The organism is Parabacteroides provencensis (genome assembly GCF_900232875.1).
GTDB lineage: Bacteria > Bacteroidota > Bacteroidia > Bacteroidales > Tannerellaceae > Parabacteroides > Parabacteroides chinchillae.
Map to the genome: position 1 here is coordinate 988,672 of NZ_LT960488.1, position 14,557 is coordinate 1,003,228.

A 14,557-nucleotide genomic window follows, 5' to 3' on the forward strand; every position below is an offset into this window, starting at 1 on the left:
AGCACAATTAAAAAAGTATCCATTTCCACATTTTATTTTCAAATAAATAGTTGTTTATCTAAAATATTTGTATTCCTTTGTAGCGTGAAAGGAAATTTACCTTGAACGTACATAACATTGTTTTTTATTTCTGCATCTACTTGTTGATTTTTCCGCATTTACTTGTTGAATAAATTATCTCATTGTTACGAAATTCCGGTTTAATAACACTTTCATTTAAGTAACAATTTTATTTTTTTAATTTTCTATTTTTATGAACATTTACATTGGAAACCTGAACTATCGTGTTCGGGAAGATGATTTGAAACAAGTAATGGAAGAATACGGTGCAGTTGATTCTGTAAAGATTATCAAGGACCGTGAAACTGGCAAGTCTAAAGGTTTTGCTTTTGTTGAAATGCCGGATGATTCTGCAGCAAAAAAAGCTATCGAAGAATTAAACGAAGCTGAATTCGAAGGTCGCCAGATGGTTGTTAAAGAAGCCAGACCCAGAATGTAATCAGTTCTTCCTAAAAAAATAAAAACTTCTGTCTATCTTTGGGCAGAAGTTTTTTTTTATGCCCGAAAATATGAATTTAAAAGGTTTTTATGCCGGCAAACCGGCCTTGTTCCAAATTTTCTTACTATTGCTTTTTATGCTGGCCGGAGGATTTATATCTTCTGTTTTAGGTATGGGAGTCTTATTCCTTACCCATGGAGTAAAGGCTGATATATATCAGTATCCCGGTATAATGCGAACATTGCAATTTCTTTCTTCCATCGGAATGTTCCTTTTTCCGGCAATTGCCGTAGCCTGGACGTGCAGTAACAAACCTTCCGGGTATTTGTCAATAAAAAAGACACCGAACGTTAGAATCATGCTATTGATACTTATCAGCATGTATCTGTTTTCACCCACGATTACGCTCACAGGCGTATTAAACAAACAAATGGAGTTGCCTTCTATTTTGGCTCCTATAGAAAATTGGATGAGAACACAAGAGAATGCAGCCGAACGCATGACAGAGTTATTATTATCAGAAGGAAGAATACTTACTTTGCTTTCCAATCTGATTGTTATAGCAGTAACAGCGGCCATAACAGAAGAGTTCCTTTTTCGCGGAACCATACAGAGAATAATCGGCAAATGGAGTCCAAACCACCACATAATAATATGGAGTGCCGCATTTATTTTCAGCGCATTCCACATGCAGTTTTTCGGATTTATACCACGTTTGCTATTAGGTGCCTACTTCGGTTACTTGCTTTATTGGAGCAAATGTATCTGGATACCTGTTTTTGCCCATTTTGTAAACAATGCAACAGCAGTTATAGGCATGTCGAACAGCCGGTGGAAAAATCTGGAATTGGTTTCCGGTGATATTTCAGATGCTCATTTATTATCTTTCGCAAGCATGGCTTTTGTCACGCTGATATCCTTTATCATATTAAATAAATATATCCGGAAAGAATTAATAAAAGACAATTGATTCAATACAAAAACATCCCGATGATTTGATTAAATCATCGGGATGTTTTTGCAAAATGATCAGGATCAAATTTTCCTACTACTTATAAGTCCTTTTTCCGCAAAACAAAATCTTTACCCAGATATTTTTCACGAACAATTTCGTTTTCGGCCAACTGTTCCGCACTACCCTGGAACAACACCTTACCCTCAAACAACAAATAAGCCCGGTCACAAATACTCAGTGTTTCATATACATTATGGTCTGTAATCAAAATACCGATATTCTTATGCTTTAATTTTGCTACAATAGTTTGAATATCCTGTACAGCAATAGGGTCTACACCTGCAAAAGGTTCATCCAACATAATAAACTTCGGATTAATGGCAAGACAGCGCGCTATCTCTGCACGGCGGCGTTCTCCTCCCGAAAGTTGGTCTCCCAAATTCTTCCGCACCTTATTCAGACCAAATTCGGCAATCAAACTTTCAAGTTTTTCTTTCTGGTATTCGGCAGTCGTGTCTGTCATCTCGAGTACGGAACGAATATTATCTTCAACCGTCATTTTCCGGAAGATAGAGGCTTCCTGGGCTAAATAGCCAATCCCATTGCGAGCACGCTTATAAACCGGAAATTTCGTTATCTCCATATCATTCAAAAAGATTTTACCTTCATTAGGAGTAACCAATCCTACTGTCATATAAAACGTAGTTGTCTTGCCTGCCCCATTAGGCCCTAACAGACCAACAATCTCTCCCTGTTTCACATTAATGGAAACATGGTTTACTACCGTACGTGTCCTATATTTTTTCACCAAATCCTCCGTCCGGAGAATCATTTGTTCTTCTTCTGACATACATTAAATCTTTGGCACAAAGAAACAGAATAAATCAGTTACAAGCAAGAAAGAGACAGACAATTCATATTCTGCAAAAAGCTTAGTTCCGATTTAATATTTAATTCAAACCAGAAGTATCAAGTAACAAATGAACCGTTGTTGCCATATTTGCGTTATATTTGCAGACTGTAATTGAATAGCAATCAGATAATGAATAAAGCATTACATAGAGTGGGTGAATACACCCAATTAATGATGAAAAGCATTACCATACCTGACAGGTGGAGTATGTTTTTCAAACAGTTGATAAAAGAGGTTTACAAGCTGGGAGTTGATTCGCTATGGATTGTAATTATTATATCCATTTTTATCGGCACCGTTATAGCCATTCAGATATCATTAAATATCAGCTCGCCATTAATTCCTAAATTCACTATTGGTTATACAACCCGTGAAATCATATTACTGGAGTTTTCTTCCTCCATCATGTGTTTGATTCTGGCAGGTAAAGTAGGTAGTAATATCGCATCGGAAATAGGGACAATGCGCGTCACCGAACAAATTGATGCAATGGAAATTATGGGGGTTAACTCTGCTAACTTCCTGATTCTTCCTAAAATGATAGGTCTAATGATCTTCATCCCCGTATTAGTTATCTTCAGTATGTTTACTGGTATCCTGGGAGGTATTGCAGCCAGCTACTCAACAGGGACAGGGATGACTCCCGCATCTTTCGAATATGGATTGCAATTTTATTTCAACGAATTTTATATTTGGTATTCTATTATCAAATCCGTAGTTTACGCTTTCATCATTTCATCCATAGCTGCTTACTTCGGTTATTATGTGAAAGGCGGAGCACTGGAAGTCGGTAAAGCCAGTACAAATGCAGTGGTAATGAGTAGTATTATGATCCTGCTTGCCGACGTAATATTAACCCATTTAATGCTAACATAAGATGATTGAAGTAAAAAATATAACAAAGTCTTTTGACGGGCGTGTTGTACTCCATGATATTAATACGATCTTTGAAGACGGCAAAACGAACCTGATTATAGGTCGAAGCGGCTCGGGAAAGACTGTTCTTATCAAAAACATCATCGGACTGATGAAACCGGATAAGGGAGAAATATTGTATGACGGACGCAACCTGCTTACAATGAATAAGCACGAACTGAATATGCTCCGCCGCGAAATGGGTATGCTCTTTCAGGGTTCCGCATTGTTTGACAGCATGACCGTCCTGGAAAATGTTATGTTTCCACTCGATATGTTTTCCAATGATTCTGCAAAAGAGCGCCAAAAACGAGCTCAATTTTGTTTGGATCGCGTAAATCTGTCGGAAGCCGGGCATCTGTTCCCATCCGAAATTAGTGGAGGTATGATGAAACGTGCCGCCATAGCACGTGCCATAGCCCTGAACCCTAAATATTTGTTTTGTGATGAACCCAACTCCGGTCTGGACCCAAAGACATCATTGATTATTGATGATCTGATTCACGACATTACAGTTGAATATAAGATGACAACTATCATTAATACTCATGATATGAACTCCGTAATGAATATTGGAGAAAATATTATTTTCATAAAAGAAGGAGTAAAAGAATGGCAGGGAACGAAAGAACAAGTAATCACGTCCAGCAATAAAGCGCTGAATGATTTTATTTTCGCATCCGATTTATTCCGGAAAGTAAAGGAAATAGAAATGCAGCACGAAGAAGGATGACAAACAGATTGCCATATTATTAGGCACATACCAAGTCTTATAATACAAGTTAATTTATCACAAGCATTTATTCCCCTCTTTTTCAAAAGAAAAGCCGTTATCGCATACATAAAGCATACGAAAACGGCTTTTCATGAATTAAACAGAAAATATTCTTATTTCAAGCTAAATGCTTTCTTTACTTTGTCAACATAGTCTAGCTTTTCCCAAGTAAAAAGCTCAACTTCACAAGTAGTAGGCTTCGTGTTGTAACGAGACACAAATGTTTTCTTTACAACTTCAGGCTTACGTCCCATGTGTCCATAAGATGCAGTTTCCAAATAAATCGGATTACGTAATTTCAAACGTTCCTCAATTGCCTTCGGACGCATATCAAATAAATCCCATATCTTAGCAGCGATCTCGCCATCAGTCATATTCACTTTGGCACGGCCAAATGTATTTACAAAGATATTCATAGGTTTTGCAACACCGATAGCATAAGATACCTGCACCAGCATTTCATCGGCAACACCAGCTGCAACCATATTCTTTGCAATATGACGTGCTGCATAAGCAGCCGAACGGTCTACCTTCGAAGGGTCTTTTCCAGAGAAAGCACCACCACCGTGAGCACCTTTTCCACCATAAGTATCTACAATAATCTTACGGCCGGTTAAACCAGTATCGCCATGAGGACCACCAATCACAAACTTTCCGGTTGGATTTACGTGGTAGATAATTTCATCACTAAACAAAGCCTGAACATGAGCCGGATATTGAGCTTTAACACGTGGTACAAGAATATTTTTCACATCGACAGCAATCTTTTTTTGCATAGCAATATCGGCTTCTTCCTGTGAAATACCTTTAGGGCTGATGAACTCATCATGTTGCGTAGAAACTACAATTGTATCAATACGCAAAGGTTTGCCATTGTCGTCATATTCAATTGTAACCTGGCTCTTTGCATCCGGACGAAGGTAAGGCATCAGATCCGGTTCATTTTTACGAATAGAAGCTAATTCCCACAACAGGCTGTGAGAAAGGTCTAATGCAAGAGGCATATAGTTTTCGGTTTCGTTTGTGGCATAACCAAACATCATACCTTGGTCTCCGGCGCCCTGATTATACGGATCTTCACGTTCCACGCCACGGTTAATATCACCGCTTTGTTCATGGATAGAAGAAAATACACCGCATGATTTAGCTTCAAACTGGTATTCGCTTTTCGTATAGCCGATCTTTTCAATCACGCCACGCGCTACTTCCTGCACATCTACATATGCACTTGATTTAACTTCTCCAGCCAAGACAACCTGTCCGGTTGTAACAAGGGTTTCGCAAGCAACTTTCGAGTTTTTGTCATAAGCCAGAAACTCATCAAGCAAAGCATCCGATATTTGATCGGCTACTTTATCGGGGTGTCCTTCAGACACCGATTCGGAGGTGAATAAATAACTCATTACTTCAATGATTAAATATGTATATTAGTAATGAATTGATTTAGGAGGAATTGTTTGCCGAACGGCTTAGAAAAGAGGTTTGTTTTTAGCATTTTTTCCTGTGGTTGCAAGCAATACAAATCTATCCACATCAATTCGGTTGCAAATATATACAAAATTTGTCAAACCCGGATATTTTAAGTTTTATTCTTTTGTTAAAATATAATGTTCGGCCAACGGACCTGTAATTTCTTTCTTATCACTGTCTAAACGGAACAGTTTATTTTCACCAACTTTATAATATTGATCACTATCACCATCTACTTTAAGGGTAAGCAGGTTTTTATCAAGTGTATATGTTCCTTTATCATCAAAAGTCCCATCTTTCCGGTCAATATATACAGAATGCAAAGTAAAGGTGTTATCCTTATTCAGCGTCAGAGTCGTCTCTATACCCGGACAATCCGCAGCAGGAAACGTACCGGTATAAACACCATCAACATCCAACGAATTCTCGGCATTATGCATATCTGCAACCGTTTCACTTTTCTTTTCTTCCTTATTTGTCTTTGAGCTGTTTACACAAGCCGTCATAAGAAAACAAGAACATAACAAAACAACAATCTTTTTCATACTCGATTCAATAATTAAACATTCACTTCTATTATTAAGAACACTATTTATATAAGTAAATGTTTTGGCAAACACTCATTTACTTTCAGCCTATCCTCTGTTCTTTTTATTACGCATAGCTCTTTTGTACTTATATTCTGCCTTCTTTTTTGCAGAGTCTGAGCCATGTGTACCCTTCAGGAAGTCCGAAAACTTAATCTTCTTACCATCTTTTGATGGTTCTTGTTTGGCCTTTTTAAAGACCATACCTTCTGTCAGTATTTTATTTATATCCATATTTATCTGTATTTACGGGTAAAATTATTTATACTTAAAACCGGCAAGTTCGGCAATTGTTTTATGAAAAACCGAATGAACCACATCCGGAGCTATCTCTGCCAACGGTTCCATCACAAAAGAACGTTTGTGCATTAGAGGATGAGGAATAGTAAGTTGCAAAGTCTGCATCACAATGTCGTCGTACATTAATATATCTATATCGATAATACGATCCTGATATGTACCATTACTTTTTTCCACACGTCCCATTTCAACCTCTATCAAGCGGGTTGCATCAAGCAACTCTAATGGTGAAAGCAAAGTACGAAGCGCTAAAGCCGCATTCAAAAATGTATTTTCCGATTCAAAGCCCCAAGGTTCTGTTTCATATATATCAGAAAGGGCGAGAATATCTCCCACCCTTTCGGCTAACAACGCTGCCGCTGTTATTAAATTTCTTCGTTTGTTTCCTATATTCGTACCTAAACTAAGGTATGCTGTTGCCATTTGTAATATATTTACAGAATTAACATTGCATCACCATAGGCTCCAAAGCGATAGCCTTCTTTCAGAGCAACTTCATAAGCGTCCATTATCAGGTCGTAACCACCAAAAGAAGCAGTCATCATCAACAATGTAGACAATGGCATATGCAAGTTTGTCACCATACTTGTAGCAACACTGAAATCATAAGGCGGGAAGATAAACTTATTCGTCCATCCCTCAAATTCCTTCAAATGTCCGTCTGTACTTACAGCTGTCTCAACAGCACGCATAACCGATGTCCCTACCGCACAAATCTGATGTCCGTCGTCTTTTGCCGTATTCACAATATTCACAACATCCGTATCAACAACCATTTGTTCCGAATCCATCTTATGTTTAGTCAGGTCTTCTACGTCTATTTCACGGAAGTTACCCAAACCCGAATGCAATGTAAGAAAAGCAAAACGGCAATCTTTTATCTCCAGGCGTTTCATTAACTCACGGCTAAAATGCAAAGCGGCTGCCGGAGCAACAACAGCGCCTTCTTCTGTTGCAAAAATATTCTGATAACGATCTTCATCATCTGCTTCTACCGGACGGTCTATATACTTTGGAAGCGGAGTTTCGCCTAAAGCATATAAAGCTTTCTTGAATTCGTCATGATTACCATCATATAAGAAACGAAGCGTACGGCCGCGTGAAGTAGTATTATCTATCACCTCTGCCACCATAGAATCGTCTTCACCGAAATACAATTTATTACCGATACGAATCTTACGGGCCGGATCCACCAGCACATCCCACAAACGTAATTCTTCATTCAGTTCACGTAATAAAAAGACTTCAATACGTGCCCCCGTCTTTTCCTTGTTCCCATATAAACGTGCGGGAAATACTTTTGTATTATTGAAGATAAATACATCTTTTTCTCCGAAATAATTCAGTATATCTTTGAAAACATGATGTTCAATCTCTCCGGTCTTACGGTTTACGACCATCATTCTCGATTCATCTCTGTTATTTGTCGGATGCAATGCTATCTGTTCCGACGGCAAATTAAATTTGAATTTCGACAGCTTCATAATGCTATTCTATTTATTTTCTTTTATTTCTATCTCTACATTCTTTTCCAGAAAATCATCTATATCTTCCGGCGACATGCACATATCCAAAGTAACATCACCAATTCGCGTGCGCTCTAATGCAACCAGATGGGCACCCGAGTGTAATGCGACCCCGATATCACGGGCTAAAGCACGAATATATGTGCCTTTACTACACACAACCCGTATTTTTACTATCGGCAAATTACATTCCAGCAATTCCATTTCATCTATCACCAATGTTTTTGCTTTCAACTTTACCTCTTCCCCTTTACGGGCTAGCTCATACGCTCGCTTTCCCTCAACCTTGCAAGCAGAAAAGACCGGCGGTATCTGTTGTATCGTTCCCACAAACGATTGCAAAACATCTTCCACCATCTTACAAGTAATATGCTCTGTCGGATAAACCCCGTCTACCTCTTTTTCCAGATCAAAAGAAGGAGTGGTTTCACCCAATTTCAGGGTTGCCACATACTCTTTCGTCTGATATTGAAGTTCATCAATTCTTTTAGTAGCCCTACCCGTACACACGATCATCACACCTGTAGCCAACGGATCAAGCGTACCGGCATGTCCCACCTTTATTTTCTTCACCTTAAGTTTACGCGATAATTTATAGCGAAACTTATTTACCAAATCAAAAGAAGTCCACCGCAGTGGCTTATTAAAACAAAGAACCTCTCCTGCAATAAAATCCATTAAACAAGCGAATATATAATCGTAAATAATCCGGCAACCACACAGTAATAAGCAAAATAAATAAGCTTTCCATTCTTCACCAGATTAATCATCCATCTACAAGCGATCGCTCCCGATACGAAAGCTGCTATAAAACCAGTGATCAAAGCAACTGACGATATTCCTGACTCTTCAGGAGAAAAACCACCTTTCATCAGATCCAGAAAGGCTTCTCCTAAAATCGGAATAATCACCATCAGAAAAGAAAACTTAGCAACCTGCTCTTTCTTATCGCCTAACAAAAGTCCGGTCGCAATTGTTGAACCCGAACGCGATAAGCCCGGCAATACTGCACAAGCCTGTGCTATACCGATAATAAATGCATCTTTAAAAGATATTTCTTCTTTCTGGCGCGGTTTTGCATAATAAGAAAATGCCAGCAACGCAGCCGTAACAAGAAGCATGCAGCCTACTATCAACAATCCGCTACCAAATATTTCTTCCACATAATCTTTAAAGAAAACGCCCACAATTCCAACTGGAATCATAGACAATAATATTTTACAGACTGTCTTTGTTCCTTCATTCCATTTAAAGGAGAAAAAGGATTTGAATAAGAAAGAAACTTCGCTCCATAAAACCACAATGGTGCTCAACACTGTAGCAGCATGCACCGCTACAGCAAATGTCAGATTCTCTTCTCCCTGAATACCAAACAGAGCGCTACCTATGGCCAGATGTCCGCTACTGCTAACCGGCAAAAACTCAGTAAGTCCCTGTATTACACCCAGGATTAATGCTTCAAACCAGTTCATTCGGCTACTTCTTTACTTTTCTTCAGTATGCCGAAAATCATAATTACAAAGCCCAATACAGTCACAACCGGAGCGACAACAATACGGCGGGTACTAAATATTTCCGGGTTAAAAGAAACTCCGTCTACAGAGCCACCACCACTCATCAACATAAAGCCCACAACAATAAATACGATTGCAATTGCAATCAGTATAAAATTTTCTTTGCCAAATGCAAAATCTCTCTTTGCCATCTTTCTATCTCTCTAATATTATATATAATACAATTTATCAACGCCCATTCTGAGATATTTGTTCACCGCAAATATTGTTGCTACGACAGATAATAAAATCCCTAATCCCAACACGGCAGCATATACAATAAGCAACGATTGAACATCCAATATCTGAATGAAACCTTTCAATTCATTCTGTAGATAGTATAACGCACCGGTCAACATCAATATTGCAAGTATAGATGCAAAAATACCACTTACCACATTATACCTTACAAAAGGTCTGCAAATAAAGCCGGGCGTAGCACCAACCAACTTCATTGTATGGATAAGGAAACGCTTCGAATAAATAAGTAAACGAATCGTATTACTGATAAGGACAAAAGATATGCACATCAGTACAACCGCCAATGTCAGCAATATTATTCCAACCCGCTTCATATTATTATGAACCATTTCCATCATATCCTTACGATAAAGCAAATCTGTAACAGAAGTATAGGTTCTTATTTGTTTCTCTATCAGTTTGAGGCTATCAGGATTAGCATATTCCGAATGCAGCTTTACCTCCATAGATGCTTGCAGCGGGTTAAAACCAAGAAAAGTCTCGGGATTTTCGCCAAGTTCTTCCTCCAGTTCTTTTGCAGCTTGTTCTTTCGAAATATATTCTGTTGATTTAATAAAAGGCAATGCATCCAGACTTTTTTGCATTCGCTTAATATCGGCTTCCTTCTGGTTATCTTTTAACAATATGGAAAATGCTATATTTTCTTTTACATAAACAGAAAGCTTATTACTTAATAATCCCATCAAGAAAATCAGTCCTAACAAGAAAAGCACCAATGCTATACTGATTACAGAAGTAAGACGAGAATTAAAGAAAGATACAGTACTAACCTTTTTATTTTCAGCCATCAGACACGCTCTTAATTGAATTAAATAAATTGGGGAGATGCGTAAAGAGAACACACCTCCCAATTTTTCTGCAAAAGAACGAATTATTTGCGTAACGCCATACGTATTTACAAATCTTTAACCATAGAGAATTACTTCTTACATAAGAATCAATACCGTTTTTTTAATATTGGAATCCTCTACTTTTAGGCTGAAGTACGGGAAGAATTATTCTTTTGAGCCGCCCAAAATCAATTTTGACCTAGCTAAAAATTAATTTCGATCTGGGTCAAAATCAAATTCCACCCAGGTCAAAAACAAAAAACATCCTATACTTTTGATTAATTATCTACGGGTTCCCCGAATAAAGTAGCCGAAGATGCACGTAATATCCTCACTTTGATGAATTGTCCGACGTGATAGTTCCTCTTATCAAAGATTACCACTTTATTCTGGCTTGTACGGCCAAACAACTGTTCTCTTGAGCGTTTAGAGAAACCTTCAATCAAAACTTCGAATTCTTTACCTATATCACGCAGATTGCTTTCTTCGGAAAGTTTATTTTGCAAATCGATCATACCTTGCAAGCGGCGTACCTTTTCTTCTTCAGGAACATCGTCAGCCAAATGTTTTGAAGCATAAGTACCCGGACGTTCAGAGTATTTGAAAAGAAATGCACTGTCATATCCCACTTCTCGCATTAAAGACAATGTTTCCTGGTAATCTTCCTCTGTCTCCGAATGGAAACCACAAAACAAATCGGTAGAGATTGCACAATCAGGAAGGATACGGCGGATAGCCGCAATACGATCCAAATACCATTCGCGCGTATATTTACGGTTCATAACCTTCAGCATACGCGAACTTCCGGACTGAGCCGGCAAATGAATATACCTACATATATTAGTATGAGCAGCTATCACGCGCAATGTATCATCACTCATATCTTTTGGGTGGGAGGTGACAAAACGAATACGCATATCAGGAGCAGCCAGGGCTACGCGCTCCAACAGAACAGGAAATGTTATCTGCTGCCCGTCTTTTTCAAACAAATAGGAGTTCACGTTTTGTCCCAGCAATGTTACTTCTTTAAAGCCTTTCTGACGCATATCCTGTATTTCATTCAATATACTTTCGACATCACGGCTTCTTTCACGTCCACGCGTATAAGGAACGATACAATAGGAACAAAAGTTATTACACCCGCGCATAATGGAAACAAATCCGCCGATATTCACACCACCCAACTTTAAAGGAATTACATCCTTATATGTTTCCTGTGTCGACAATTCCACATTAATTGCTTTTTCTCCATGCTCTACGGCACCAATCAGATTTGGTAAATCCATATAAGAGTCCGGGCCAACAACCAAATCTACGCGATGTTCATTTATCAACTCCTCCTTAACCCTCTCAGCCATACAACCCAATACACCAACAATAAGCGACTTCTTCTTACGCTTCAACGATTGAAAATACTGCAAACGTCCATAAATACGTTGTTCGGCATTATCACGCACAGAACAGGTATTTACAAAAATTGCATCTGCTTCTTCAATATTTTCCGTCATGGAATAACCATCCATCTGCATGATAGAAGCTACAACCTCACTGTCAGCAACATTCATCTGACATCCGTAAGTCTCAATAAACAATTTCTTTTCTTCATTTAAGACAGCAGATTTTAAGTCTGCGCCATTTTCTTGTTCAATCATCTTAATTACTAATAAAGTTTAAATAATAATTTCTCTAAAAAATAAACGAGAGAATATTTGCATGATTCAAATTACACGCTTATATTTGCATACGAAAAACGTAAATTTTTTCATAGTTAAGGTTTTGGTTAAATCAAATAAGGGTGGCTGTGAAGTTACCCTTATTTACTTTTATACCAGTCTGTTGATTTACTTTTCAATAATTATTCCTACATCTAAAGTGCAAAAACAATAAATGCTATTTAATCGGGTGATCTTCAAACCTTTTGACAGTCTAATATCTTCCTTCTGAAATTTTGGTAAAGATACTGGCAAACTTCCATTCCACAAAACGATAAACAAATAAAAAAAACATAGCTCTCTATTCCATTAAAAACTTGTTGTAAAATAGCAATATGATAAAAAGCGTCTAGATATTACTATCCAGACGCTCCTAAACTTAACTATGAAAAATTTATATTTTTACGGGATAAACATACGACTTATCTCAATTTGTTATTCATAAGATCATATATTACTCAGCATAAAGTTTACATCTTCAATAATTAATTATGAAAAAGCCCGGTTCTATCAGCTAATAAAACCGGGCTTCTCGCCAATAACCTACTTTACTTCTTCGCCTTTTTCATTAAAGATGGCAATGGACTCTTTACCTTCAACAACCAAAATCACCTTAAATAATTTTCCATCAGTTTTCTCTGCAATATAAACCTCTTGGATTGTTGAACCCGGATAAGATTTTGCTATGGCTTGCACAACAACTTCCGGAAGATCCTTTAACTCGGCCTTAATAAAATCATCTTGATTAACCTCGCAAACGATCGCTACTGAATCAACACTTGCTTCTACGGCAAATGCACTAAGACTACCGACACTCATCATTAACGCTACTGCAACTAATACCTTTTTCATGATTCCTAAATTTTTAATTAAACAATCTATTCATACCAATTCGTTGATAAATATAGTACAAGGAATATGCCGAATTTCAATTACAGATATATAGTATTGAAGAACACTATTATACGTTTTTATCATTAACATATCAATTGAGACATTACGGGATTTTATGAAACAACTTTGGGTATTTACACCCCAAAAAACCAAACTACCATACCGTCACAGGAAGGGCGGTCAATCGGCAACTTTATAAACTAAGACCATGAAAATTAACAAGACCGGGAAACGACCAGTAAAGACCGTAATTTTCCTACAAACGTTATTACCGGAACTTACGAACAGGTGTATGTAGATGTCAAATTTAGTGATGGCGAAGAAAGAAAAGTTATAATGCTAATACAACTCAACTTCAGTAAATAATGTAATAAAAGAGTGACCGTAAATACTTGGACACAACGGACTGAATAACCATACGCAAGACCATCTTCATCCGTGCTAGCAAGATTACTAGCAAAGCGCAGACGAAAAGACTTACCTGTCCTTGTAAGAGGAGAAGACCAATAGTGTCCGCTGGTAGACAGACCGCCGTAACTACCATCAGAGTAGTTACGGAAACCTGCAGCAGGCAGAACGGTAAAGTAACCTTTCCTTGTAGAATAGAGCTGGTACAATAAAAGGCCTATTCTAAACCATGACTGGCAAACAGTATATTATCTACCGGTAGATTACTGAATCTACGAATCACACTTCCAAAAGTCGTAACCTTCGGAACTCCGGATATAGCCACTCTTTATTATGGCAAAGATAAATAATTTAAAATAAGCGGAGGAACATATTAAAAAATTGCAAAGCATTGAAGTTCAGAAAAAAGTTGTATTTTTGTCTAACTCTATTAGCGAAAACATAGTGTTTTAGCGTACGAAGTAAAAAATAATCAAAGTTATGGATAACGCAGGTGATTGGATATATATTGTTTTCCTAATCATTGCCGGAGTTAGCGGTTTACTTAGTTCCGGAAAGAAAAAAAAACAGTCAAAGAATATACTTGGACGGCCGGGCAACGATATACCGGAAGACTCAGAACTGTCCCAGGAAAAAGGATTCTGGGAGATATTACAAGAAATGCAGGAGGAAAAACCTCAACCAGCCGCCCCCGATCAACCCCAAACAGTGATTAAGAACAGGGCTAACAAACAACAACAATTCTCTCAACCGACAAAAACCACAGTCCATCCCCCCTTTTTATCCGGAGAAAATATTCCGGAATCTACTAAGGCTACACCAATCTCAATACTACAACAGGAAGAAGAAAACGGCATTATACCGGAGCAAACATTTACAGATATGGCGGAATTACGAAAAGCAATTATTTGCTCCGAGATTCTTAACCGTAAATATTAGTTACATCGTATTTTATATGT

17 protein-coding genes are annotated in these 14,557 nt (G+C 37.9%); 5 read left to right on the top strand and 12 right to left on the bottom strand.

Translation table 11 applies throughout. The features are described from left to right. Nucleotides 1-253 precede the first annotated feature (253 nt). The gene (locus CTY47_RS04425) at nucleotides 254-499 is read left to right on the top strand and encodes an RNA recognition motif domain-containing protein (protein WP_099463587.1); all 246 of its coding nucleotides are present in this window, start codon (nucleotides 254-256) and stop codon (nucleotides 497-499) included. A gap of 70 nt (nucleotides 500-569) precedes the next feature. Then, entirely contained in the window at nucleotides 570-1,469 is a 900-nt protein-coding gene (locus CTY47_RS04430) for a CPBP family intramembrane glutamic endopeptidase (protein WP_099464074.1), read from the top strand. Between the two features lie 82 nt (nucleotides 1,470-1,551). Here CTY47_RS04430 and lptB read toward each other — a convergent pair whose 3' ends face one another. Then, nucleotides 1,552-2,304 (bottom strand): LPS export ABC transporter ATP-binding protein, encoded by a 753-nt coding sequence (gene lptB / locus CTY47_RS04435; protein WP_099463588.1) that lies wholly within the window; start codon nucleotides 2,302-2,304, stop codon nucleotides 1,552-1,554. Nucleotides 2,305-2,496: 192 nt separating this feature from the next. Between lptB and CTY47_RS04440 the strand changes: the two genes are divergently transcribed. Together CTY47_RS04440 and CTY47_RS04445 are read left to right on the top strand one after the other, a co-directional pair. Then, a complete protein-coding gene (locus tag CTY47_RS04440; RefSeq protein ID WP_099463589.1) occupies nucleotides 2,497-3,243 on the top strand; it encodes an MlaE family ABC transporter permease in 747 nt (248 codons plus the stop codon). 1 nt (nucleotide 3,244) lies between these two features. Then, a complete protein-coding gene (locus CTY47_RS04445; protein WP_099463590.1) occupies nucleotides 3,245-4,015 on the top strand; it encodes an ABC transporter ATP-binding protein in 771 nt (256 codons plus the stop codon). A gap of 155 nt (nucleotides 4,016-4,170) precedes the next feature. Here the strand turns inward: CTY47_RS04445 and metK are convergent, their stop codons facing one another. From metK to CTY47_RS04500, 11 genes are all read right to left on the bottom strand, one after another. Beyond that, on the bottom strand, nucleotides 4,171-5,460 hold the full coding sequence (gene metK / locus CTY47_RS04450; protein ID WP_099463591.1) for a methionine adenosyltransferase: 1,290 nt from the start codon (nucleotides 5,458-5,460) through the stop codon (nucleotides 4,171-4,173). 183 nt (nucleotides 5,461-5,643) lie between these two features. After that, a complete protein-coding gene (locus CTY47_RS04455; RefSeq protein ID WP_099463592.1) occupies nucleotides 5,644-6,072 on the bottom strand; it encodes a copper resistance protein NlpE in 429 nt (142 codons plus the stop codon). 90 nt (nucleotides 6,073-6,162) lie between these two features. Further along, nucleotides 6,163-6,348, bottom strand: coding sequence for a hypothetical protein (locus tag CTY47_RS04460; protein ID WP_099463593.1), 186 nt, complete (start codon nucleotides 6,346-6,348; stop codon nucleotides 6,163-6,165). 24 nt (nucleotides 6,349-6,372) lie between these two features. Beyond that, nucleotides 6,373-6,837 carry a 2-amino-4-hydroxy-6-hydroxymethyldihydropteridine diphosphokinase gene (gene folK, locus CTY47_RS04465; protein ID WP_099463594.1) on the bottom strand — a complete coding sequence of 155 codons (465 nt, stop codon included), beginning with the start codon at nucleotides 6,835-6,837 and terminating at the stop codon, nucleotides 6,373-6,375. Between the two features lie 11 nt (nucleotides 6,838-6,848). Beyond that, nucleotides 6,849-7,898 carry a tRNA preQ1(34) S-adenosylmethionine ribosyltransferase-isomerase QueA gene (queA, locus tag CTY47_RS04470; protein ID WP_099463595.1) on the bottom strand — a complete coding sequence of 350 codons (1,050 nt, stop codon included), beginning with the start codon at nucleotides 7,896-7,898 and terminating at the stop codon, nucleotides 6,849-6,851. 9 nt (nucleotides 7,899-7,907) lie between these two features. After that, nucleotides 7,908-8,618: a tRNA pseudouridine(55) synthase TruB gene (truB, locus tag CTY47_RS04475; protein WP_099463596.1), complete on the bottom strand. Its 711-nt coding sequence runs from the start codon at nucleotides 8,616-8,618 to the stop codon at nucleotides 7,908-7,910. Beyond that, complete coding sequence (locus CTY47_RS04480; RefSeq protein WP_099463597.1) at nucleotides 8,618-9,412, bottom strand: undecaprenyl-diphosphate phosphatase; 795 nt, start codon at nucleotides 9,410-9,412, stop codon at nucleotides 8,618-8,620. Before CTY47_RS04480 ends, truB begins: the two co-directional genes overlap by 1 nt. After that, on the bottom strand, nucleotides 9,409-9,645 hold the full coding sequence (locus CTY47_RS04485; RefSeq protein ID WP_099463598.1) for a DUF3098 domain-containing protein: 237 nt from the start codon (nucleotides 9,643-9,645) through the stop codon (nucleotides 9,409-9,411). Before CTY47_RS04485 ends, CTY47_RS04480 begins: the two co-directional genes overlap by 4 nt. Before the next feature lie 18 nt (nucleotides 9,646-9,663). Then, entirely contained in the window at nucleotides 9,664-10,542 is an 879-nt protein-coding gene (locus tag CTY47_RS04490) for a cell division protein FtsX (RefSeq protein ID WP_099463599.1), read from the bottom strand. A gap of 320 nt (nucleotides 10,543-10,862) precedes the next feature. Beyond that, nucleotides 10,863-12,236 carry a tRNA (N6-isopentenyl adenosine(37)-C2)-methylthiotransferase MiaB gene (gene miaB / locus CTY47_RS04495; RefSeq protein WP_099463600.1) on the bottom strand — a complete coding sequence of 458 codons (1,374 nt, stop codon included), beginning with the start codon at nucleotides 12,234-12,236 and terminating at the stop codon, nucleotides 10,863-10,865. 603 nt (nucleotides 12,237-12,839) lie between these two features. Next, the gene (locus CTY47_RS04500; protein WP_099463601.1) at nucleotides 12,840-13,148 is read right to left on the bottom strand and encodes a hypothetical protein; all 309 of its coding nucleotides are present in this window, start codon (nucleotides 13,146-13,148) and stop codon (nucleotides 12,840-12,842) included. Between the two features lie 930 nt (nucleotides 13,149-14,078). Here CTY47_RS04500 and CTY47_RS04505 point away from each other — a divergent pair. After that, nucleotides 14,079-14,537, top strand: a complete 459-nt coding sequence (locus CTY47_RS04505) for a hypothetical protein (RefSeq protein ID WP_099463602.1) — start codon at nucleotides 14,079-14,081, stop codon at nucleotides 14,535-14,537. Nucleotides 14,538-14,557: the final 20 nt, after the last annotated feature.